Source organism: Peribacillus sp. YIM B13477, from assembly GCF_042787955.1.
In the GTDB taxonomy this organism is placed as follows: Bacteria; Bacillota; Bacilli; order Bacillales; family DSM-1321; genus Peribacillus; species Peribacillus frigoritolerans.
The window spans coordinates 996,573-1,018,948 of record NZ_JBHZPD010000001.1; the positions used below are offsets into that span (position 1 = coordinate 996,573).

Genomic DNA, 22,376 nt, shown 5'->3' on the forward strand with positions numbered 1-22,376 from the left:
TTTCATTTAGTAATGTCAATTGCACCGCTCTAGTTAATTAGAATCACAATAAGATATGAGGAGACGAAAAAAATGAACAAAAAAGCAAAAATTTCATCATCTATACTACTTGGATTAACATTGGCCCTAACAGGATGTAACACAAACGCACAAGTCAGTCATAATGTACAGAAGCAGGAACAAACTGCCAAAGAAAGTAAACAAGAAAATAAGTTAACAGCAGGCCAGGAATTGACTAAAATTCTTAGTGGCACGAATTGGCAAGGTACAAAAGTTTATGATAAGAATAATAATGACTTAACAAAGGAGAATGCTAACTTTATTGGTCTCGCAAAATATGACGATGAAACATCCAGATATGAATTTTTTGATAAAAATACAAAAGAAAGTCGTGGTGATAAGGGAACTTTCTTTATTACCAATGGGAAGATGCGAGTGTTAATTTCAGAATCGATGGGTTACCAGGCCGTTGTTGAAATAACAGAACTGAATAAGGATATGTTTACTTATAAAAGAATGGGTAAAGATGCCAATGGAAATGACGTAGAGGTGTTTGTTGATCATATTCCTTATAAGGAAACAGAACTTTCCTTTACAGATCCAGACAAAAATTTGGAAACTTACACAGGAGACGTAGAAACAGATGTTAATGGAGATAAAATCTTATCAAGCACCCCATGGCAAGGAACAGTGGCATTGGATGAAAAGGGAAATGATGTATCAAGCTATAACTCGAATTATTTAGGTCTTGCAAAATATGATGATAAAACAAATAAGTATGAATTTTTTGATGCTAAAACCGGTGAAAGCCGTGGTGATTACGGCTATTACGATGTTGTTCACGGAAATAAGATAAGAGCACATGTTTCACTAGGGGAAAATAAATATGGCGCAGTTCTTGAACTTACAGAGCTTAATGAAAATAAATTCACTTATAAACGAATCGGTAAAGATAAAGAGGGAAAAGATATAACGATAACAGTGGAACATATACCTTATGAAGGTGATTTGAAACTAAAATCAACTAAGTAAAATAGTAAGAAAGGGATTTTGCATGAATAGCAAAAATCCCTTTCTTGATATAATAATAGAGTGGTGGTTAGAGATGTTTAAGCGTTAAACCGTTCAACGGATGTTTCCAGGTCATTAGCGAGCTTTACCATTGAGGAGGTGGAGAAGGAAATGTCCTCCATGGATTTGGCTTGTTGATCGGTTGATTGTGCCACTTGCTTTGAAGCCACTGCCGTTTCCCTTGTCAACCCTGCAAAATCTTCTATCGAAGCATTGATTTCCTGAGAACTTGCTGCCATCTGCTCTGTAATGGCTGATATTTCTTGAATCTGATCACTAACATGCTCAAAAGATTTTATAGTCTGTTTAAAAGTTTCTCTTGTATTCAGCACAAATTTTGTCCCTTCTTCCACCTCATTAGTTCCAGTTTCCATCATTTTCACTGATTCATTTATGATGGATTTAAAATGAAGCAGGGACTCTTGAATATGGATTGCAGATTCCTTCGTGCCCACTGCCATTTTCCGTACCTCGTTCGATACCACCGCAAAACCTTTACCTTGTTCACCGGCTCTAGCAGCTTCAATTGCCGCATTTAGTGATAGCAGGTTTGTTTGCTGGGCAATTCCTGTAATTACATGTACAATATTCACAATCTCATTTGCTTGATCGTCCAAATTCTTTATTCTTGAACTTGTTTGCAGCATCACATCTTTTACTTGCAGAATTTGATTTGAGAGTTCATTTATATCTTCATTTCCAATGGACATCCTAGTTGAAACATGATTTGTCTGTTCGCTGACTTCAGAAGAAGCTTCGGCAATTCTTTGTATACCTATAGTCATTTCTTCGATGACCCTCGATGATTCTTCACTTCTGTGCAATTGTACTTCCGCAGCTCCTGCAACTTGCTGAATCCCATTAACGATATATTGTGTGGAAGTATCCATTTCTTTGATTTTGTGCTCGATATCACTTGATGATTCCATTAGCTGGAATGATGAGCTTTTCATGGAATTGACGATCAGAGTTGTATTGGTGATCATTTCTTCAAAGGATTTCACTAAAACCTTGATTTCGTCGTTTCCCTTAACCCTTGTGTTGCTAATCAGTTTATTGGCTGTTAATAAATCCCCATTTGAGATTTCCTTTGCAGCCAAGCTGACCTTGAGTGCGGGCTTAACTTTTTAGTCAAGAACCATATTAGTGCACCCACCACGATCGCCATTAAGATTACATTGATTATTATCGTCAGGGGCAGGATACCACCCAGAACCTTGCTGGCCGTAGCATCGACTTTGCTGGCATCGATATCCACCCCTAGAATTCCAATGACCTCGTTACCATTCTTTATGGGAACGAAAACGGATAAATAGTCACCATATACAGGATCATGAACGATGGAAGTAGTTGAAGCCTTTCCCTTCATGACGCTTTCTACATCCTGAAATGAAGTTGCAGTTGTGGGTGTTAAAATGGGAGATGCTTTTTTATTTCCCTTACCCATTCCGTCTATAAGAATATGGATTTTTTCGCTATTTTCATTAATTCCCAATGTATATACATATAATGCTCCAGTTTTTTGTCTATAATCGTCTAACTGCTCGCGTATCTCCCAATATGTAGAGGTTTCGGATTGATTACTTAAAAAATCAGCATAAGATGTTGGGTTTATTCCTTGAGAGATGTTGCTTGCTATGTCTAAGCTGCTCATAGCGATTGTTTTCTCAACCGTATCATTTGTACTTTTATACATTAATAATAAACTTCCAATTAATGTAATGATCATGCCTGTTAAAAGAACAAAACCTATTTTCGTACTAAGTTTATTCATCTTTGTTTATTCCTTCCCCGTGTTATATATTTACCATGTTTTATATATCGGTAATAATTAAATTTATTTAATGAGTCCTTTTTAAAACCCTCGGGTGGAGTTTTTATTCTTTTAGATTTTAATCTATTGTAAGAGGGGTTCATATTGATTTTCCATCCTATAAATATTCTAATATAGAAAAAAACGACTTTTATCTTTCCCGTTTTGTTTCTAAAAATCTCAACTGTAAATAATAATTAGAGAAATTGAGAATTTGTTAAATTGTTATAAAATTCAAAAAAATGGTTTGACATTAGTAAAAATGGGAGCTTATAATCAACGTAAGATATAAAATTCTAAAACTGAGTTTTATATTATAGAACAATTAATCATTAATTTTATTAAGGTAATGGCTTAAAAAGTGAATCAACTTGTGAAACGTAATGAGAAGTGAAGTGTTTTTTCCTCACTCCGAATAAAACAAAAACCGAGTTTTATATTATAAAACGATTTGTTTTTTGCTTATACAAGGGTGAGGAGAAGTTTTAAAGATCAGCCTTAAATGATAACGCTTACAAAAAAACGGGGAGGGTTTTTATTGAAAAAAAATAAGCTATTTGTATTTACCACAAGCTTAACTCTTGCAATGACATTCCTTTTATCAGGATGTGGTGGAGGTGAGGGAGAAAAAACCAGTGGATCTGGAGTTGAAAAGAAAACGATAAAAGTGGCACATTATTTTGCTGAAAATCATCCTCAAAACATTGCTTTGAAAGAAAAGTTTAAAAAATTGGTTGAAAAGGAGAGTAATGGTGAACTAGAGGTTCGGATTTATGCGAACAGTACATTAGGTGCAGAAAAAGAATTTTATGACGGCGTCAGAAACGGAACGATCGAAATGGGTGTTCCAGGGCTAATCATGCAGTCGGACATTCCTAAAATGGGTGTTCCGGAATGGCCCTTCCTATTCAGGGATTACGATCATGTAAAGAAGGTATTGAATGGACCTATCGGAGAGGAATTGACAGAAGATCTTGATCCAAAGCATGGGGTGACACCGCTCGCATGGAGTGCTAACGGATTTAGGATGTTTTCGAGTAATCGTCCAATTAAGAGTATGAAAGATTTTGATGGACTTCGACTTAGAATGCCGAACATCCCGAATTACATAAAATTAGGTGAATCATTGGGGGCAAACGTTAGCCCATTGCCTATTTCAGAAGTTTTTACCGCACTTGAACAAAAAGTTGTAGATGCTCAGGATAATCCTATAGCCACACTGAGATCCTCGGGGTGGAATGAAGTACAAAGTGATGTTCTAGAATCCAAGCATATGTTCAGCCCCAATATTTACATTATCAATAGCAAATTCTATAAAGCGCTAACAAAAGAGCAACAAAAAATCATTCAAAAAGCAGCAAAGGAGTCCGCAGCATATGAGTTTGAATTGATGGAAAAAAGTTATGAAGATGACAAAGCTTATCTTAAGGATAATGGAATCAAATTCACTACGCCTGTCAAAGACTTTTCACAAAAAATGTTAAAAGCATCTCAACCTGTTTATGATGAGGCCTTTGAGGAAAATGACTGGGCGGAGGAGCTCGTCGGAAAAATAAAAGCAGAATGAAGCAGGCGCTCTAGATAGGAAGGGGGAGATGTATAGGTGAATAAAATATCCAGAATATTGGAAAATTCGTTGAACATTATTATGGCAGCTGCTTTAGCGATAATGGTCGTACTCGTGTTTGGTAATGTGGTCCTCCGTTATTTCTTTAATTCAGGGATTACTTGGTCAGAAGAAATGTCAAGGTATCTCTTTATTTGGTTGACGTTCCTCGGCGCCATTGGAGCTTTCAAAAACAAAGAACACTTAGGTGTAGACATGGTCATTAAACGGCTCCCGAATAAGATGAAAAAAGTGGTACTTGTTATTAGTGATTTGATGATGTTATTCGTTCTTCTCTTAATCCTGGATGGAAGCTGGAAAATGACTATGATAAACATTGACAGTGCTGCACCGGCCACTGGCATGCCACTGGCATTTGTATATGGGACAGGTATTCTTGTGAGTGTGTCAATGGGCAGCATGATCATCTTCAATTTGTATCGGATTTTCTTCAATAAAATTAAAGACGAAGAATTGGTGATGATAAGTGAGTCAGAAGAGCTGATTTCTCTCCATACTGATGAATTTGCTTCAGATATTAGAATTGTCAAGGAGGAGAAACAGGGATGATAGGTGTATTTGTCGGATCTTTACTGGGAGCCATGGGACTAGGAATACCTATTGCCTTTGCCTTACTTGTGAGTAGTGTAGTGTTAATGTATTTCCTTGGTATTTTTGATAGTCAAATAATCGCACAAAATTTAATCAGTGGTGCGGATAACTTCCCTCTAATGGCCATACCATTCTTTATGCTGGCAGGAGAGGCGATGAATAGGGGCGGATTATCACGGCGTATCGTTGAGATGGCAATGAACCTGGTCGGTCATATCAAGGGAGGCCTTGGCTATGTTGCGATCATTGCGAGTGTGTTGTTTGCAAGTTTATCAGGATCAGCTGTTGCCGATACAGCAGCGCTTGGGGCTATATTAATTCCAATGATGGTGAAGTCAGGGTATGATGTGAACCGGTCAAGTGGGCTGATTGCATCCGGTGGTATCATTGCCCCGATCATTCCGCCAAGTATTGGCTTTATCATTTTCGGTGTCGCAAGTGGAGTGTCCATTACAAAGCTGTTTATGGCAGGAATCGTTCCTGGTATATTACTAGCGGTTGGACTAACGGTTACCTGGGCCATTGTTGCACGAAAAGATAAAGTCGCCGTTAACCCTCGAGCTTCAACAAAAGAAATTCTTACTTCTCTTCGTCAAGGCGTTTGGGCTCTATTCCTGCCCGTCATCATCATTGGTGGATTGAAATTCGGTTTATTTACACCGACTGAAGCGGCAGTAGTGGCTGCAGTCTATGCAATATTTGTCGGTCTTGTAATCTATCGTGAAATGAAAGTGAAAGATTTGTATGAGGTCTTTGTACATGCAGGAAAAATGACGAGCGTTGTCATGTTTCTGGTCGCTGCAGCTCTCGTATCCTCCTGGCTGATAACTGTAGCGGATTTACCTGGTCAGGTGATTGGATTGCTGGAGCCATTTATGGATCATCCTTTGCTTCTATTAGTAATGATAAACCTATTGGTTATCGTAGTTGGAACTGCTATGGATATGACGCCGACAATCCTTATTCTAACACCTGTCTTGATGCCATTGGTGGTCGCTGCAGGTATTGATCCAGTTTACTTTGGTGTCCTGTTTATCCTGAATAACGCCATCGGTTTACTTACACCACCTGTCGGAACCGTTTTAAATGTCATGTGCGGCATAAGTAAGATCAGTATGGAAGAAATCATGAAGGGGATTTGGCCTTTCTTGCTCGTTGAAGTGATTGTATTGATCTTATTGTTACTGTTTCCTTCATTAGTGATGGTACCGCTAGGATGGTTTACCTCCTAACGGAATGAAACTGCTAATTCGGTTTGTATGCTGATATTCATCTTATTTTATAGGGGGAAAATGATAATGAATAATTTGTTTAAACGTTTGGCGGTCGGAGTATTACTGCCAGCAGTACTGTTATTAAGTGCTTGTGGAAGCGGACAAAATGAAAGCGCTTCGGCTGACGGTATTCAGAAAAGAACAATCAAAGCAGGGATCGGAAATAGTAAAATGCATCCACAAGGAAAAGGAATGGAGAAATTTAAAGAACTGGTTGAAGAAAAAAGCGGCGGGAAAATGAAAGTCCAAAACTTTTTTGATGCCACTCTCGGAGATGATCAGAAAATGACAGAAGCTCTTCAAGGCGGCTTACAGGAAGTAACTGTTCCTTCGACCTCACCACTTGTTGGTATGATTAAGGAATTTGGAATTTATGACTTCCCATTTGTTTTTAATAATGAAGAAGAAGCTTATACAGTACTTGATGGTGCAGTAGGAAAAAAACTTTTGGATAAATTACCGGAACATGATTTAGTAGGTTTGGGATACTGGGAAAATGGTTTCCGGAGCTTAACCAACAGTAAAAAACCTGTTAAAACGGCTGAAGATTTCAAAGGGCTTAAACTTCGTACCATGCAAAATGAAGTGCATTTAGATGCATTTTCAAAGTTAGGGGCGAATCCATCACCGATGGCTTTCTCAGAAGTGTTTACTGCACTGGAAACAGGCACTGTTGATGGTCAGGAGAATCCACTCGCAACAATTCAAACGCAAAAATATAATGAAGTGCAAGAATACTTAAGTCTTACAAATCATGTTTATACACCATTTGTATTCCTTGTAAGTAAAAAGTTCTGGGATGACCTATCAGAACAAGAGCAAGAAATCATGAGTGAGTCCGCACAAGAGGCTGGAAAGTATCAACGGGAAGTTAACCAAAAAGAAAATGAAAAGGCACTTAAGTATCTAAAAGAAGAAGGAATGAAAATCAATGAAGTAGAACCGGAAGAAATGGAAAAAATGAAGAAGGCCATCCAACCAGTGACGGACGAATATGCCAAGAAATTCGGACCAGATCTTGTAGAGGAAATGATGAGCGAAGTTGAAAAAGTACGCGGTAAATAATCCAGATTGTTTGGAGGAAAGAAAATGGATATTATCTCTGAACTTTTACGTGAAATCCAATTACCGAAAATGGTACAAGTGAGGCAGAAATTTCGTACACCTCAAATCGCTGATGTAGCTGGTGAGGTGAAGAAGGCGATAAAAGAAGCAGGTGTCTTATCAAGAATAAATGAAGAAGACAGGGTGGCAATTGCAGTAGGAAGCAGAGGGATAGCGGACCTTCCTACATTAGTAAGAGAAACGGTGGCTGCCGTTAAGGAGGCGGGAGGTAATCCTTTCATCGTACCTGCAATGGGAAGCCATGGTGGTGCCACGGCGGAAGGGCAAATCGATGTGTTGCTTCAGCTGGGTATTTCAGAAGAAGCGGTTGGAGCGCCTATCAGGTCATCGATGGAAGTTATTAAACTGGATGAATTGCCAAATGGCCTCCCTGTCTATATTGATAAACTTGCTTACGAATCGGATAAAATCATAGTCATTAATCGGATAAAACCACATACAGCATTTCGCGGACCGGTTGAAAGCGGACTTATGAAAATGATAACTATCGGTTTAGGAAAGCAAAAGGGAGCCGAAGCTGCACATGCATACAGCTTTAAGTATATGGCGGAACATGTACCTGAGATGGCGAAGGTTTCCTTGTCAAAAGCTCCTATCATATTTGGTCTTGCGTCGATTGAAAACGCTTATGATAAACCGGCGAAAATCGTCGCAGTCCCAGCGGAGGATCTGGAGGTAGTGGAACCGGGACTGTTGCTTGAAGCAAAATCATTGATGCCGAAAATACATTTCGATTCGATGGACGTACTTATTGTAAATGAACTCGGAAAGGACATTTCAGGGGATGGAATGGACCCGAACATTACGGGTAACTTCGCCACACCATATGCTACCGGGGGGCCAGACGTTAAACGGACCGTTGTATTAGGACTTACTGAAAAAACTCACGGTAATGCGAACGGCATCGGCATGGCAGATATGACGACAAAAGCCGTCATGAATGAAATAAAATGGGAAAAAGGGTATGCAAATGCACTCACCAGCACAGTGACAGATGTAGTAAAGCTCCCGATGTTTTTGGATACTCAGGAATTGGCTGTAAAAGCTGCCATCAAAACGTGCAATGCCTTCGATTTGAATAAAGTGAGAATCGTAAGAATTAAAAACACGCTTGAAATCGGTGAAATTTGGATTTCTGAAAGCATGATGGAAGAAGCTTTAAAAAATGAAAATATAGAGATCTTGTCAGACCCAGAAGACTTGGCACTGGACTAAAATCTTCTTTACTATTTTCATAGAACGAAAGAATTGATTTGAACTCAGAAAAGGAGTGCTGAAATGACACACCTATATCCACTAATTGATAACGAAATAAACCCTTACCGCGATAATGTGCAGGGAAAAGCAAATGAACCCATTACGGTTGCAGGGCTGTTGGACCGTTCGAAGCTGACGCTAGGCACCACATATGAAGGGGGGAAGCCTGATTGGACGCTTGAAGAAATTTATATGCGGCTCGAGAGGAATGCCCCGCGTATCGCAATAATAGGTGGTTCTTCCGATCATCCGGCCCATATAATGGATTACCAAACGTCAGCACGGGCAGCAATCCGCATTTGGCAAAACGGCGGCGTGCCGTTTCATTTCTCGACACCGGTAATGTGTGATGGCACTGCACAAAACAATCAAGGAATGAGTTACTCTCTCCAGAGCCGAAACGCGGTTGCGCAAATGGTTGTCAACCAGCTGGAAGCTCACAGTTATCATGGTGCATTCGTCATTCAAGGGTGTGATAAGCAGCCTCTTGGTGTTGTAAGTGCACTCGCACATGTTGATCGTGTTCGCCGAAACCGTGGTGAAGCACCCTTTTTCGCAACATTCGCACCTGCTCACGTATTGGAAGGCGGTTCGATTCCAGCTGACGTAATTGAAGAATTGGAAACTCTTGCGGAAAATGCGGAAAGTAAAGGAGCAGCCGATGTAGCCGTAGATTTACGAGATACGATGGCATATATATTGCAATGTTCATCGAATACTGCTTTCCAGGGCGTGTTTGAACGGGCCTATGAACGAGGAATATTGACGAAGGAACAGCATAAATACTTTGAAATGAGACTTGCTGTCGCAACATGTGACGGGCAGGGAGGTGTATGTGCCTTTAATGGTACGGGGAATAGTTCACGTCATTTAGTGGCAGGCATGGGTCTCGTACATCCAGCAGTGGAGTTGTTGACCGATCCACCAACACAACGCCAGATTAACTCGGTGCTTGATAGCTTTGCCGGCATGATAAATGAAGAGCGCTACGGCGTGGCCAACATTGTCGCTGCGAACATAAAAAATGCAATCCGTATACACAGCGCATCGGGTGGTTCTACTAACTTAATGATGCATATTGTCGCAGGCATGCTTTATGCAGGATTCAAATTCAGTTTATGGGACCTTGACCGCATTCATCATTCACATCCAATTCCTGACTTATTTGATTACAGTTTGACAGAAGGAAGGGACATTTATTCACTTGCGATGCAGTGTTGCAGCGGGAAAAGCAGAGGAATGGAAACACTTTTTCATGAACTTATTGAGAATGGTGTGCCAATGGATCAGGGTGCGCCGACTGTCGCAGCAAAAACTTGGAAAGAACGTCTTTCGATCACAAATAGCCTAAAAGCAGTTAATGTTAAGAAAAATCAGGTCATTTTATCCAATCCACGACGTGGATTCAGCGGTGTTGATGTATTAAAAGGAAACTTTTTTGAAAGCGCCGTTGTAAAAATCAGCGGAATGCCGACACCACAGCTTGACCAATTCGACGATAAGCTTGCATTTGTCCTTTATTACGAAAATGAAGATGATGCAAATAAAAGCCTGCTCGATTCAAATCTGCTTTCAAAAATAAAAGAGCAAAAGCTTTTCGAACATAATCTATTGCTAGAATCTCTTAAATACAACAATGAGTCGGAATGGTCTCTTCTAAAAACCGCTACCTATGGGGAATTATTTGACAGGATGATTGAAGCCGGCACATTGAAAATTGCGGTTATTATCTCAGGGCAGGGGCCAGTGGCATTCGGAATGCCGGAAATGTTTACACCAATGCAACACATCAATGCAAATCGTGTTATGAAAAAAATCGCTACAATCATTAGCGACGGCCGCTATTCAGGAGTCACATATGGAGCTGCCATAGGGCATATGACACCGGAAGCGTATGAAGGTGGCGGCATAGGTTTACTTAAATCAGGGGACGTAATTCACCTTCAGCTTCGTGATCGACGAATTGATTTTGTAGATTCTACTCAACTTCATTCTGGAAAGGTTATTCATGATTTTGCGGATCATTTTAAAGAAGAAAGACAATCATTGGCAGCTGAACGCAAGCAGCGGATGAAAGTTAGACAAAAAATGGTTGCGGCAAGCAACAGGATGTTTGGGCATACAGATGCAGCAAATGGTGTTGTTCCAATCGCTGTCATTGAAGATGCGGTACTTGATTATGAACAAGATATTATAATCCATGAAAAAAAAGTAGAAATAAAGTGAGGTATGCTCGTCATAAATCCGATAAGATAAAGGTAGACAGAATGAAAAGGAGTGAGGAACGATGCCTATCATCCAATCGGTGGAGCGTGCCTTGAAAATATTGGATTTATTTGATGAGCGTGAGCGTGAACTAACTATCACAGAGATGAGTAAGAGAATGAATTTACATAAAAGTACGGTTCATTCACTATTAAAAACCTTACAGGAGCATCACTATATTTCACAAGGCGAAGAAAATGGAAAATACTCGCTAGGATTAAAGCTATTGGAGAGGGGAAGCGTTGTTGTGACCCATCTCGATTTGCGCAATGTAGCAAGAAAACATCTTGAAGGGCTTTCAGCAACAACGAATTTGACGCTGCACCTTGTCATATTGGACGGGCAGGAAGGTGTCTATGTCGATAAAGTTGAAGGTACTGGGGTAACGGTCCTGTATTCCCGTATTGGCCGTCGTGTTCCGATTCATACAAGTGCAGTTGGCAAATCTCTTGTTGCAACCAAAACGGATAGTGAACTGGATTTGCTCTTGGACGGCTATGATTATACGGGACCGACAGAAAAATCGATTAGATCCAAGGAACAATTTTTAGCCGAAATTGAAAAAGCACGCATTAATGGTTATTCAATGGATAATGAAGAAAATGAACCGGGCATTTTCTGTCTTGCCGTACCGATAAGAGATTATTCAGGAAAGGTAATCGCTGCAATGAGTGTATCGATGCCTGCTTCGAAAGTAAACGAAGAAACACATGAGTATTATGTACGTCTCTTAAAGGAATGCAGCAGTAAAATTTCGCAGGAGCTCGGTTATGAATATCAAAAAATATAAAAAAAGGTTTGCCCTTAGGAGGAACTAGCAAATGAGAATTATTCGCTATGTACATGAAAACAAAAAACAACTTGCTGCCGTGACAAACGAAAACAATGTGGTGGACCTTCCATTTACTGATTTTATGTCGTTGATTACAACGGCACGCCATGAAAACAGAACGCCGTTTGACATTGTAAAACAAATTGTCGCTGAAGGGAAAAAGCAGCCATTGGAAGGTCTTCAATTAACAACGCCGATCGACGCACCGGAAGTATGGGCATCTGGCGTTACGTATAAGAAAAGCAAGGAAGCACGTAACTACGAAGCAACGCAAGGAAAGCTGGACCGCCAAACTTTCTATGACAAAGTTTATGATGCAGTGCGACCTGAGATTTTCTTTAAATCAACTGCAGCAAGAACCGTAGGCCCGAATGACCCGGTATACTTGCGTTCAGATTCAAAATGGCAAATTCCGGAGCCGGAGCTTGGTCTTGTCATCGATAAAAAGGGAACGGTGCTCGGATATATCGCAGGTAATGACATGAGCTGCCGTGATATTGAAGGTGAAAACCCGCTTTATCTCCCACAGGCAAAAGTTTGGAAAAACTCTTGTTCCATTGGACCGGCCATCTTGTTAAAAGAGGCTGTTCCAGATCCATATGAGCTTAAAATCATGTGCCGGATTTTTCGAAATGAAGAAAAAGTATTTGAAGGTGAAGCGAAAGTAAACCAACTGAAACGAAAATTGGAAGAGCTCGTCGACTATTTAGTCTTAGATAATACTGTATTTGACGGATCCGTTTTACTTACAGGTACATGTGTGGTTCCGCCAAATGAATTTACATTGAAAGGCGATGACCGGATTGAAATCGAAATACCTGGGATAGGGGTATTAAACAATCCGGTTATCCAAAGTAAAGCAGTTCAAACCATTTAAGGGGTGACAAAATGAGCGAGTATAAAACACTTTACTTAAGTAGGGAAGATAGTGTAGCTGTCGCTTTATCCGAAATCCCTGCAAACACATCAGTAGTTGTGAAGTCAGACCTTGAAGAACTTGTCGTACCCATTCTTGAACCGATCCGTTTTGGACATAAGTTCGCAGTCAAAACCATCAAACAAGGAGAAGACATAATTAAATATGGGGAAGTCATAGGTGCAGCCTCAGCTTTTATTCCCGCTGGTGCACATGTTCACGTACACAATTTAGAAGGCAAAAGAGGAAGGGGTGACAAAATTGCTGAATGAAAAAATGCAGTTTTGGGGTTATCGCCGTCCGGATGGCCGCGTCGGTGTACGGAATCATGTACTGATTTTGCCGACGATAACATGTGCAACTCAAACAGCTCAGCGCGTCACGGAATTGGTGAGCGGAACCGTCACATTCATTCATCAGCATGGCTGTGCGCAAGTGGGCATTGATTATGATCAAACGGCCCGAACCTATGCGGGAATGGGCATGAATCCAAATGTATATGGTGTCATAGTACTCGGTCTTGGCTGTGAAACACATCAGGCGCACCGTATTGGAGATGAAATTGCCAAATGCGGTAAACCAGTGGAAACTGTATCCATCCAGGATCATGGAGGCACTCTTCAAACCATTGCCGAAGTATCTAAAATTGCGGTCAAAATGGTCCAGGATGCCTCGATGGTACAACGGGAATTATGTGATTTTAGCGAGCTGATTGTCGGCACAGAATGCGGTGGGTCGGATGCATGCTCCGGCTTATCGGCGAACCCGGCTGTCGGACGTACTAGCGATTTGGTAGTTCAACAAGGGGGAACCGCAATATTAGCGGAAACGACTGAACTCATCGGTGCAGAGCATTTGATCGCAAACAGGGCGGCAAATGACCAGGTAGCAAAAAAAGCGTATGCGGTTATTAAAATGATGGAAGACCGCTCGATTCAAATGGGCGTAGACATCCGCACCGGAAATCCAAGTCCGGGAAACATTGAGGGAGGTCTCAGCTCACTAGAAGAAAAATCCCTGGGGGCAGCGACAAAATCAGGTACAACAAGATTGGAAGAAGTCATTGATTATGCCCATGTACCCACAAAAAAAGGGCTAGTATGGATGGATACGCCTGGCCATGACATTGAGCAATTGACAGGCATGGTCGCAGGCGGAGCCCAAATCGTTCTCTTCACTAGTGGAAGAGGCACGCCAACAGGATCTCCTATTTCACCCGTCATAAAAATCTCGACTAATACACCAATGTTTGACAGGATGAATGAAAATATGGATTTAAATGCTGGTATGATCGTTGATGGTTTAGAAACCGTTGATGAAGTGGGCAGGCGCATCATGGAAGAAATTCAACATGTTTCTAACGGGAAACTAACAAAAGCGGAGATATTAAAGCAGCATGACTTTGGTATATGGAGAATTGGACCGACATTCTAAAACGAAAAAGGAGCTAAAGACTATGATATCAACTACATTTGCAACGAAAACATATAAAAATTTCATTAATAATGAGTGGGTGGATGCATCTTATGGAAATACAATCCAAAGCATTAATCCTGCGGACAAAGAGCCGGTTGGCTACGTACAAAGCTCAACCGAAGAAGACTTGAATAAAGCTGTAGCTGCAGCGCATAAGGCAAAAAGGGATTGGCGCAGACTCGGGCAGTCTGCACGTGGACAAATCCTTTTCAAAACGGCCAATATATTGGAAGAAAATCTAGATGAAATTGCCGAAACCATGACTCGCGAAATGGGTAAAACGTTACCGGAAGCAAAGGGTGAAACGGCACGGGGGGTTGCAATCCTGCGTTACTATGCTGGGGAAGGGATGCGGAAAGACGGCGATGTAATACCGTCATCCGATAAAGATGCCCTAATGTTCACGAAACGCAGCCCACTTGGTGTTGTCGGTATAATCACGCCATGGAACTTCCCGGTTGCAATTCCCATCTGGAAAATGGCTCCTGCTCTTGTATATGGCAACACAATCGTATGGAAACCGGCTACGGAGGGAGCCGTTACGGCAGCGAAAGTCATGGAATGCTTCACAAAAGCAGGCTTCCCGGAGGGCGTAGTGAACTTCATTACCGGTAAGGGGTCGATCATTGGACAAGGACTCATCGATCACCCGCTTTTAAATGCGATCACATTTACCGGTTCAGAAAGTGTCGGTCAGAGCGTCGCAAAATCAGCTTCCGCCCGCGGCATAAAATATCAGCTTGAAATGGGTGGCAAGAATCCAGTCATCGTAACGAAAGATGCAAACATCGACCAAGCTGTCGAGGCGGTCATCAGCGGTGGATTTCGTTCTTCCGGCCAAAAATGCACAGCTTCAAGCCGTGTTGTCGTTGAATCGTCAGTCTATGATGAATTCAAACAAAAACTGGTAAAGGCAGCAGCGGAAATTACAGTGGGCAACGGTCTTCAAGAGGGTATTTGGATGGGCCCATGTGCAAGCGAAAGCCAGTTCAAAACAGTGACAGAGTACATTGAAAAAGGCAAGCAGGAGGGCGCAAAACTCATACATGGCGGGGAGATATTAACTGGCGGAGACTATGATAGGGGCTTTTTCATCACACCAGCGATTTTTGAAGACGTGACGTCCGAAATGGAGATTGCACAGGCAGAAATTTTTGGACCAGTTATCGCGCTTATGAAAGCAACAGATCTGGTCGAAGCGATTGACTTGGCAAATAATACGAAGTACGGATTGAGTGCATCAATCTTCACATCAAATATTAGTTCAATTTTGGAATTCATCGATGAAATTGAAGCAGGTCTTGTCCGCATTAACGCAGAAAGCGCGGGCGTAGAATTGCAAGCCCCATTCGGAGGCATGAAGGCATCAAGCACGGGTTCGCGAGAGCAAGGTGAAGCGGCGAAAGAATTTTATACAGCCATAAAAACGGTTTTTATTAAAGGTTCTTAACAAGTGCAAGGGAGGTTTTCCATTTTTGAAAATCTCTCTTTCTTCAAAAAAAAATTGCGAGGTGCTTGATGAAAATCATAAAAATTTCTTTATACAAAGTTCCGCCCCGCTGGCTGTTTTTAAAAATCGATACGGATGAAGGCATTTCCGGATGGGGAGAGCCTGTCGTGGAAGGCCGTGCTGAAACTGTTAAAGCAGCAGTTAACGAACTGACTGATTATTTGATCGGGAGAAATCCGAACGACATTGAAGATATCTGGCAAACGCTTTATAGAGGTGGATTTTACCGAGGGGGCCCAATTTTAATGAGCGCCATTTCCGGCATTGAGCAGGCACTATGGGATATAAAAGGAAAATACTTCGATATTCCTGTATACCAAATGCTCGGCGGCAAAGCACGTCAAAAAATTAAAGTTTACTCATGGGTCGGAGGTGATAGACCGGTGGATGTAGTTGCTGCCGCAATTGAAAAACAGAAAGAAGGCTTCCTTGCAGTCAAAATGAATGCATCAGAAGAAATGAATTACATAGATAGCTTTTCGAAAGTAGAAGCGGTCATCGAACGGGTTGCTTCAATCAGGGAAGCGGTTGGCAGAGACTTTGGCATCGGTGTGGATTTTCACGGGAGGATTCATAAAACGATGGCAAAGGTGATTGTGAAAGAACTCGAGCCATACCGTCCAATGTTCATTGAAGAACCGGTGCTCCCGGAAAACAATGAAGCACTTCGTGAGATTGCCTGGCATACCACATGTCCGATTGCGACGGGAGAAAGAATGTATACGCGCTGGGGCTTTAAGCAGCTACTTCAAGATGGTTATGTCGATATAATTCAACCGGATCTGTCTCATACAGGTGGTATTTTAGAAGGGAAAAAAATTGCCGCAATGGCAGAAGCATATGATGTAGCCATTGCGCCGCACTGCCCGCTCGGTCCGATGACACTCGCTTCATCCATTCATTTGGACGCAACGACGCCGAATTTCATTATTCAAGAGCAAAGCCTTGGTATTCATTACAACGAAGGCATGGACATTCTCGATTATATGAAAAATCCAGAATTATTCGACTATGAAGATGGTTATGTGAACATTCCTGATAAACCGGGTCTTGGTGTGGAAATCGATGAGGAAAAAGTGATGCAGGCAGCAGAGACCGGACATGATTGGAAGAACCCAATTTGGCGAAATGAGGACGGGAGCATCGCTGAATGGTAATAAAAGGAGGAAAAATAATGGACTTTCATGGCATCATTCCACCGGTAGTCACCTTATATGATGAAACGGGGAACTTGGATTTAGAGTTGAACAGAAGGTATATCGACCTATTAATCTCACGGAATATTGACGGTATTTTGTTGATGGGTAGTTCAGGTGAGTTCTCCTCAATTACGACTGAAGAAAGGAAATTATATGTACGCGAAATGTTAAAGCATATAAACGGACGAGTGCCTGTTATGGTCGGAGTCGGGCATACCGCATTAAAAGAGGTGCAAGAACTGACTTCTTATGCAGAAGAGCATGGAGCGAACGGCGTTCTCGTAGTAAACCCATATTACTGGAAGCTGTCTGACGAGCAATTATATCGACATTTTTCCAGCGTAGCGAATCATACTAATCTGCAAGTTTTCATTTATAACATCCCGCTCTTGACCGGACAAAATTTATCAATCGAACTGATTAAAAAATTAGCCGAAGATCATTCAAACATTGCAGGTATTAAAGAGACGGTCAGTGATTTCGGCCACCTTCGTCAAGTGCTGGCTGAAGTGAAGAAAGTTCGCAGTGATTTCAAAGTCTTCTCCGCGTTTGACGAGCATTTGCTTCCGGCTCAAATGATTGGTGCAGATGGAAGCATAAATGGAAGCGCGGTCTTTGCCCCGGAAATATCCGTACACTTATATGAATCGTACCATAAAGGGGATCTCGCTGAAGCCCAGAAAAATCATCAAGTGATTTCAAAACTGATGGATGTGTACAATTACGGTCCGACATTTTTTACAGCCATGAAAGAAGCCGTTCATCAGCGCTGGTTTGACGTTGCTGCTGGACACCGTGCCCCATGTGATGTATACCCTGCTGATTTGAGTGACAAAGTAGCTGCTCTCTTAAAAAATATAGATATGAAAGAAGGCGTCCAAAAATGAAAGAATCACGCGACTTGCTCGAAACGTTAGGCTACCCATCTACTGATCTTAAAGAACTTCCTACATCAACGAAAACATTTCCAGATGGTGCTCAATACCGCATTGAACTGCCAAGTGTTGAAGGTCCCGCTGCCCTAAAAGAAACATTGAAAGAAATTGACCGGCTTGGTTTGACTATTCACCGGATATCCCAGGGCAGCGGCATCATGCTTCAAACGGATGAAGAAATTAAAGAAATGTGTGAAATGACAGCAGAGCGCGGTATGGAGCTCAGTTTGTTTGTCGGTCCCAGGGGTTCTTGGGATGTCAGTGCGGGGCCGCTTACGCCAGGAGGTAAATCTCAGGGAATCCGCCATGAAGGATCAGACCAGCTTGTTTATGCCATGGAAGACTTGAAAAGAGGAGCTGCACTTGGTCTTCGCGGTGCGTTAGTTGCAGATGAAGGACTTCTCCTTTTAACGAAAGAAATGAAAAAACACGGACAGCTTCCGAAAGACTTTGTTGTTAAAGTATCAGTTCAAATGGGTTCAGCCAATCCAGTATCCGTTAAATTAATGGAAGACATCGGAGCGGATACCTACAACGTACCACCTGCATTAACGCTGTCCAAACTTGCAGCGATCCGACAATCAATAAACATTCCCATTGATTTATATGTTGAAGTTCCGGATACCTTCGGAGGCTTTCTTCGCTATTATGAAATACCAGAAATTATTCGTGTATTGGCGCCAGTATACATTAAATTTGGTCTGCGCAATCATCCTGATGTATACCCTTCAGGGAAACAATGGGAAAGTACGAACATCTCACTCGCTCAAGAACGTGTACGCCGTGCCGCAATTGGCATTCAAATGATCGAACGATACTATCCTGAAGCAATAACATCGAAACTCGGTGCAGAAGGACTCGGCATTGCAAAAATTGAAAAGGCAGCAGCGAAATAGATGTCTGGTCTTACTATAAAGGAGTGGAGCCCGAATGACCTTTAAAATATTATTAACGGATTATGAATTTGACCATTTGAAATATGAAGAAGAGATTTTTCAAAAAAGCGGTTTGGAAATCGATTTCATCAAAGCGCAATGCAAAACTGAAGAGGAAGTAATGGAGCAGGCAAAAGAAGCGGATGCAATTTTAAATCAATATGCTCCTATCTCACGCCGAGTCATTGATTCGCTTGAGAACACGAAAATCATTTCCCGCTATGGTGTTGGCGTCAATACAATTGATCTCAATGCGGCTAAGGAAAAGGGGATAACTGTCGCCAATGTACCTGATTATGGCATGGAAGAAGTATCGAATCATGCATTGGCACTTTTACTTTCGTCGGCGCGGAAAGTGACTCTGTTAAACAAGGAAGTGAAAAAAGGTAACTGGGACTTTAAAGTGTGTGTCCCGATTCACCGTTTTAACGAACAAACGGTTGGGGTTCTCGGCTTTGGCCGGATTCCGCGCCGTTTCATTGAAAAGGTGAAACCGCTCGGCTTTAAAACCGCTGCTTATGACCCTTTCGTATCGGCGGCAGACATGGCTGCTGTCGGGGTTCAAAAAATGGATCTCGACGAAATTATAGGCGAAGCCGATTATTTGTCGATCCATGTGCCCTTAATTGATGATACATACCACCTGATCAATGAGGAGCGCCTTAAACAGATGAAGAGTAACGCGGTCATCATTAACACGGCACGCGGACCGATAATCGATGAAAAAGCACTTTCCAATGCACTTGAAAAAGGGATCATTGCAGGTGCTGCACTTGATGTGACAGAAAACGAGCCTGTCAGCATCGATAGCCCGCTACTCACAATGGACAATGTCATCATTACGCCTCACAGCGCCTGGTATTCTGAGGAAGCGATGGTTGAACTTCGTCAAAAAGCAGCAAGAAATATCGTTCAGGTCTTAAAAGGGGAAAAAACACCATACGCTTTAACCTAAGAAAGGGGAAAAAAATGAAAATAGCGACTTTTTCCGTGCAATCCGAACAGCACATCGGTCTAGTTCAAGATGATCAAATAATTAGTTTAACGGCTCTCTGTCCAGAGGAATTTCCTGCATGCATGAAAAAATATATAGAACGAAGCAGCGAGTTGCGCACACGTGCTGAACACTTAATCGAGCAACGGATAAATGAGGATGCAATATTCAAAACGTCAGAAGTGAAAATCCTGCCGCCAATCGCAAAGCCGGATAAAATCATTTGCGTAGGACTTAACTATTTTGATCATTGTAAGGAAACGGGGATGGAGCCGCCTGAATCACCGGTCATTTTTTCAAAATATTCGAATGCGATTACAGGTCATAATGATCCGATTGAAATCCCAATTAATTCAACAGAGGTCGACTTTGAAGCAGAGCTTGCTTTTGTCATTGGAAAAGAAGCGAAACGTGTGTCAGAAGAAGAGGCGGATGACTACGTCTTTGGCTACACGATTATGAATGATATCAGCGCCCGAGATTTGCAATTTCAGGACGGTCAGTGGTCAAGAGGCAAAACGGCGGACACATTTGCTCCATTTGGTCCTGTTATCGTGACAAAAGATGAAGTGGGTGACCCCCACAATCTAGCGATTTCGCTTGAATTAAACGGTGAAATTATGCAGGATTCAAATACAAGCAACCTAATTTTTACGGTTCCGAAAATCATTTCATTTTTATCACAGTCCATGACACTAATGCCAGGTGATTTGATTGCAACTGGCACGCCACCAGGAGTTGGAATGGGAAGGAATCCAAAAATCTGGTTGAAAAACGGTGACCGGATGAACGTCAGCATTGAGAAGATCGGTACGCTCTCTAATCACGTAATAGCATGACAAGAGAAAGAAGATGATGACATGGATGTTGTAACCATCGGAGAAACGATGACAGTGTTTACCCCGAATGAAGAAGGACCGCTTCGCCACGCCAGATCTTTTTCGATGAAGTTTGCCGGTGCGGAATCCAATGTCGCGATCGGGTTAAGCCGACTCGGTCATAGCTCACGCTGGATTAGCCGTCTCGGTGAGGACGAATTTGGCGATGCCATGCAATCGTTCATTCGCGGAGAAGGCGTCGATGTCTCTTATGTAACAAGAGACCCTGATGCGCCTACCGGAGTCTTTTTTAAAGAATTCAGACGGCTGAATGATACCCGGGTTTATTATTACCGGAAAGATTCGGCAGCTAGTAAAATGACGGCGGAATTACTAACTGATCTTGCCATCCAAGATGCCGCTTATCTCCATATAACGGGGATTACCCCTGCACTAGGGACTTCTTGTCAGTCGCTCTTGGATAAAGCGGTTCGCATTGCTAAAGAAAACGGAACAAAAATCGTCTTCGATCCGAATATTCGTTTGAAAATATGGGGTGATGAAAATGAAGCACGTCACATCATAACAAAGTACGCCTCGAAAAGTGATATCGTCATGCCTGGGGTGGCCGAAGCCGAATTTTTATTCGGCTCCCATACTCCGGAGAAATTTGCCGATCATTTTCATGAACTCGGTGTCGAAACAGTTTTACTTAAATTGGGCAAAGAAGGCTCTTTGATTTCAGCCCCGTCTGTACCGGAAACATACGTTCCTGGATTCTATGTGGAACGGGTCGTGGATCCCATCGGTGCTGGTGATGCTTTTGCATCCGGTGTACTTTCCGGACTGCTTGATGGACTGCCGCTAGATGAAGCTGCAAGGCGTGGAAATGCCATGGGAGCAATGGCAACGATGGTAAATGGAGATGTGGAGGGTTTGCCGGCCCGTGCCGACCTCGCTTTGTTCATGAGTGGCGGCGCTGATGATGTGAAGAGGTAGAAAGGTGGAAAAAATGACTAAACTTGAAGAGCTTAAACATGGGAAGCTGGTCGGCGTCATCCGCGGTGCACGGCCCAATCAAATTATACCAATCGCCCGGGCCCTGAAAGAGGGCGGCATCCGAACGCTAGAAATAACAGTGGAAACACCCAAAGTGTGCCATTTAATCGAAAAAGTGAAAGAGGAGTTCGGTGATGATATCATAGCGGGTGCCGGTACAGTATTGGATCCTGAAACGGCCCGTGCGGTCATCATGGCAGGGGCTGAATTTATCTTTTCTCCAACCGTCAATGTCAAAACGATTAAACTGGCGAAGCGCTATGGCGTTATTAGCATCCCTGGTGCGCTCACACCAACCGAAATATTGACTGCTTACGAGCATGGAGCTGACATTATCAAAGTTTTCCCGGCTGATGCACTAGGTGTTAGCTACTTTAAAAATCTTAAAGGACCTCTTCCTCATATTCCCCTTATGCCAACTGGAGGGGTCAACCTTGACAACCTCGCGTCATTTTTTAAGGCAGGGGCCATTGCGGCGGGAGTAGGCGGTTCATTGATCAATCCTGCGAAATTGATTACAGGTGAAGATTACACCAGGCTGACAGAAAAGGCAAAAAAATTCTCGGCTATCGTACAAAAAAGCTAAAGCCGTCCATCGCTTATATGAATATCTTTCACTAAGCGCTGGGAATGAAAGTACGACTGCTTTATTTCCTCCTTTTCAATTTTTTTGTAGTCC

At 42.2% G+C, this 22,376-nt stretch carries 21 protein-coding genes; 19 read left to right on the forward strand and 2 right to left on the reverse strand.

What is annotated here, in order from left to right; genetic code table 11:
• Positions 1 to 72: 72 nt before the first annotated feature.
• Positions 73 to 1,032, forward strand: a complete 960-nt coding sequence (locus tag ACFX4H_RS04905) for a DUF4822 domain-containing protein (protein WP_377434250.1) — start codon at positions 73 to 75, stop codon at positions 1,030 to 1,032.
• Between the two features lie 77 nt (positions 1,033 to 1,109).
• On the opposite strand, the gene ACFX4H_RS04910 is transcribed toward ACFX4H_RS04905, so the two are convergent.
• Both ACFX4H_RS04910 and ACFX4H_RS04915 read right to left on the reverse strand, forming a co-directional pair.
• Positions 1,110 to 2,171 (reverse strand): methyl-accepting chemotaxis protein, encoded by a 1,062-nt coding sequence (locus ACFX4H_RS04910; protein WP_377434252.1) that lies wholly within the window; start codon positions 2,169 to 2,171, stop codon positions 1,110 to 1,112.
• Positions 2,135 to 2,845: a hypothetical protein gene (locus ACFX4H_RS04915; protein WP_377434255.1), complete on the reverse strand. Its 711-nt coding sequence runs from the start codon at positions 2,843 to 2,845 to the stop codon at positions 2,135 to 2,137. Before ACFX4H_RS04915 ends, ACFX4H_RS04910 begins: the two co-directional genes overlap by 37 nt.
• Positions 2,846 to 3,422: 577 nt before the next feature.
• Between ACFX4H_RS04915 and ACFX4H_RS04920 the strand changes: the two genes are divergently transcribed.
• The 18 genes from ACFX4H_RS04920 to ACFX4H_RS05005 all read left to right on the forward strand — a co-directional run bounded on the left by ACFX4H_RS04920 (position 3,423) and on the right by ACFX4H_RS05005 (position 22,283).
• Positions 3,423 to 4,451, forward strand: coding sequence for a TRAP transporter substrate-binding protein (locus ACFX4H_RS04920; RefSeq protein ID WP_377434258.1), 1,029 nt, complete (start codon positions 3,423 to 3,425; stop codon positions 4,449 to 4,451).
• A 36-nt stretch (positions 4,452 to 4,487) separates the two neighbouring features.
• A complete protein-coding gene (locus ACFX4H_RS04925) occupies positions 4,488 to 5,060 on the forward strand; it encodes a TRAP transporter small permease (RefSeq protein ID WP_377434260.1) in 573 nt (190 codons plus the stop codon).
• Positions 5,057 to 6,334: a TRAP transporter large permease subunit gene (locus ACFX4H_RS04930; RefSeq protein ID WP_377434263.1), complete on the forward strand. Its 1,278-nt coding sequence runs from the start codon at positions 5,057 to 5,059 to the stop codon at positions 6,332 to 6,334. Before ACFX4H_RS04925 ends, ACFX4H_RS04930 begins: the two co-directional genes overlap by 4 nt.
• A gap of 60 nt (positions 6,335 to 6,394) precedes the next feature.
• Positions 6,395 to 7,441 carry a TRAP transporter substrate-binding protein gene (locus tag ACFX4H_RS04935; RefSeq protein WP_377434266.1) on the forward strand — a complete coding sequence of 349 codons (1,047 nt, stop codon included), beginning with the start codon at positions 6,395 to 6,397 and terminating at the stop codon, positions 7,439 to 7,441.
• Between the two features lie 24 nt (positions 7,442 to 7,465).
• Complete coding sequence (locus ACFX4H_RS04940) at positions 7,466 to 8,716, forward strand: nickel pincer cofactor-dependent isomerase, group 22 (RefSeq protein ID WP_323602547.1); 1,251 nt, start codon at positions 7,466 to 7,468, stop codon at positions 8,714 to 8,716.
• A 63-nt stretch (positions 8,717 to 8,779) separates the two neighbouring features.
• Positions 8,780 to 10,984 carry a dihydroxy-acid dehydratase domain-containing protein gene (locus ACFX4H_RS04945; RefSeq protein ID WP_377434268.1) on the forward strand — a complete coding sequence of 735 codons (2,205 nt, stop codon included), beginning with the start codon at positions 8,780 to 8,782 and terminating at the stop codon, positions 10,982 to 10,984.
• Between the two features lie 61 nt (positions 10,985 to 11,045).
• Positions 11,046 to 11,813, forward strand: coding sequence for an IclR family transcriptional regulator (locus ACFX4H_RS04950; RefSeq protein WP_377434270.1), 768 nt, complete (start codon positions 11,046 to 11,048; stop codon positions 11,811 to 11,813).
• A gap of 31 nt (positions 11,814 to 11,844) precedes the next feature.
• Positions 11,845 to 12,732: a fumarylacetoacetate hydrolase family protein gene (locus ACFX4H_RS04955; protein ID WP_241636344.1), complete on the forward strand. Its 888-nt coding sequence runs from the start codon at positions 11,845 to 11,847 to the stop codon at positions 12,730 to 12,732.
• A gap of 11 nt (positions 12,733 to 12,743) precedes the next feature.
• The gene (locus ACFX4H_RS04960; RefSeq protein ID WP_241636343.1) at positions 12,744 to 13,043 is read left to right on the forward strand and encodes a UxaA family hydrolase; all 300 of its coding nucleotides are present in this window, start codon (positions 12,744 to 12,746) and stop codon (positions 13,041 to 13,043) included.
• Between the two features lie 4 nt (positions 13,044 to 13,047).
• Positions 13,048 to 14,205, forward strand: a complete 1,158-nt coding sequence (locus ACFX4H_RS04965; RefSeq protein WP_377434737.1) for a UxaA family hydrolase — start codon at positions 13,048 to 13,050, stop codon at positions 14,203 to 14,205.
• Between the two features lie 22 nt (positions 14,206 to 14,227).
• On the forward strand, positions 14,228 to 15,697 hold the full coding sequence (gucD, locus tag ACFX4H_RS04970) for an alpha-ketoglutaric semialdehyde dehydrogenase GucD (protein WP_377434275.1): 1,470 nt from the start codon (positions 14,228 to 14,230) through the stop codon (positions 15,695 to 15,697).
• Positions 15,698 to 15,765: 68 nt separating this feature from the next.
• The gene (gene dgoD, locus ACFX4H_RS04975) at positions 15,766 to 16,914 is read left to right on the forward strand and encodes a galactonate dehydratase (RefSeq protein WP_377434278.1); all 1,149 of its coding nucleotides are present in this window, start codon (positions 15,766 to 15,768) and stop codon (positions 16,912 to 16,914) included.
• Positions 16,915 to 16,931: 17 nt separating this feature from the next.
• Positions 16,932 to 17,843: a dihydrodipicolinate synthase family protein gene (locus ACFX4H_RS04980; protein WP_377434281.1), complete on the forward strand. Its 912-nt coding sequence runs from the start codon at positions 16,932 to 16,934 to the stop codon at positions 17,841 to 17,843.
• Positions 17,840 to 18,787, forward strand: coding sequence for a U32 family peptidase (locus ACFX4H_RS04985; protein WP_098185420.1), 948 nt, complete (start codon positions 17,840 to 17,842; stop codon positions 18,785 to 18,787). Before ACFX4H_RS04980 ends, ACFX4H_RS04985 begins: the two co-directional genes overlap by 4 nt.
• A gap of 34 nt (positions 18,788 to 18,821) precedes the next feature.
• Positions 18,822 to 19,781 carry a C-terminal binding protein gene (locus tag ACFX4H_RS04990; RefSeq protein WP_249597741.1) on the forward strand — a complete coding sequence of 320 codons (960 nt, stop codon included), beginning with the start codon at positions 18,822 to 18,824 and terminating at the stop codon, positions 19,779 to 19,781.
• A gap of 14 nt (positions 19,782 to 19,795) precedes the next feature.
• On the forward strand, positions 19,796 to 20,659 hold the full coding sequence (locus ACFX4H_RS04995; protein ID WP_377434285.1) for a fumarylacetoacetate hydrolase family protein: 864 nt from the start codon (positions 19,796 to 19,798) through the stop codon (positions 20,657 to 20,659).
• Between the two features lie 21 nt (positions 20,660 to 20,680).
• Complete coding sequence (locus ACFX4H_RS05000; protein WP_377434288.1) at positions 20,681 to 21,637, forward strand: sugar kinase; 957 nt, start codon at positions 20,681 to 20,683, stop codon at positions 21,635 to 21,637.
• Positions 21,638 to 21,650: 13 nt separating this feature from the next.
• Positions 21,651 to 22,283 (forward strand): bifunctional 4-hydroxy-2-oxoglutarate aldolase/2-dehydro-3-deoxy-phosphogluconate aldolase, encoded by a 633-nt coding sequence (locus ACFX4H_RS05005; RefSeq protein ID WP_377434291.1) that lies wholly within the window; start codon positions 21,651 to 21,653, stop codon positions 22,281 to 22,283.
• Positions 22,284 to 22,376: the final 93 nt, after the last annotated feature.

Coding starts and splice junctions, on each gene's coding strand:
- ACFX4H_RS04905 (WP_377434250.1), top strand. CDS start 73: ATGAACAAAAAAGCAAAAATTTCATCATCTATACTACTTGGATTAACA.
- ACFX4H_RS04915 (WP_377434255.1), bottom strand. CDS start 2,845: ATGAATAAACTTAGTACGAAAATAGGTTTTGTTCTTTTAACAGGCATG.
- ACFX4H_RS04930 (WP_377434263.1), top strand. CDS start 5,057: ATGATAGGTGTATTTGTCGGATCTTTACTGGGAGCCATGGGACTAGGA.
- ACFX4H_RS04935 (WP_377434266.1), top strand. CDS start 6,395: ATGATAATGAATAATTTGTTTAAACGTTTGGCGGTCGGAGTATTACTG.
- ACFX4H_RS04940 (WP_323602547.1), top strand. CDS start 7,466: ATGGATATTATCTCTGAACTTTTACGTGAAATCCAATTACCGAAAATG.
- ACFX4H_RS04945 (WP_377434268.1), top strand. CDS start 8,780: ATGACACACCTATATCCACTAATTGATAACGAAATAAACCCTTACCGC.
- ACFX4H_RS04950 (WP_377434270.1), top strand. CDS start 11,046: ATGCCTATCATCCAATCGGTGGAGCGTGCCTTGAAAATATTGGATTTA.
- ACFX4H_RS04955 (WP_241636344.1), top strand. CDS start 11,845: ATGAGAATTATTCGCTATGTACATGAAAACAAAAAACAACTTGCTGCC.
- ACFX4H_RS04960 (WP_241636343.1), top strand. CDS start 12,744: ATGAGCGAGTATAAAACACTTTACTTAAGTAGGGAAGATAGTGTAGCT.
- ACFX4H_RS04965 (WP_377434737.1), top strand. CDS start 13,048: ATGCAGTTTTGGGGTTATCGCCGTCCGGATGGCCGCGTCGGTGTACGG.
- gucD (WP_377434275.1), top strand. CDS start 14,228: ATGATATCAACTACATTTGCAACGAAAACATATAAAAATTTCATTAAT.
- dgoD (WP_377434278.1), top strand. CDS start 15,766: ATGAAAATCATAAAAATTTCTTTATACAAAGTTCCGCCCCGCTGGCTG.
- ACFX4H_RS04980 (WP_377434281.1), top strand. CDS start 16,932: ATGGACTTTCATGGCATCATTCCACCGGTAGTCACCTTATATGATGAA.
- ACFX4H_RS04985 (WP_098185420.1), top strand. CDS start 17,840: ATGAAAGAATCACGCGACTTGCTCGAAACGTTAGGCTACCCATCTACT.
- ACFX4H_RS04990 (WP_249597741.1), top strand. CDS start 18,822: ATGACCTTTAAAATATTATTAACGGATTATGAATTTGACCATTTGAAA.
- ACFX4H_RS04995 (WP_377434285.1), top strand. CDS start 19,796: ATGAAAATAGCGACTTTTTCCGTGCAATCCGAACAGCACATCGGTCTA.
- ACFX4H_RS05000 (WP_377434288.1), top strand. CDS start 20,681: ATGGATGTTGTAACCATCGGAGAAACGATGACAGTGTTTACCCCGAAT.
- ACFX4H_RS05005 (WP_377434291.1), top strand. CDS start 21,651: ATGACTAAACTTGAAGAGCTTAAACATGGGAAGCTGGTCGGCGTCATC.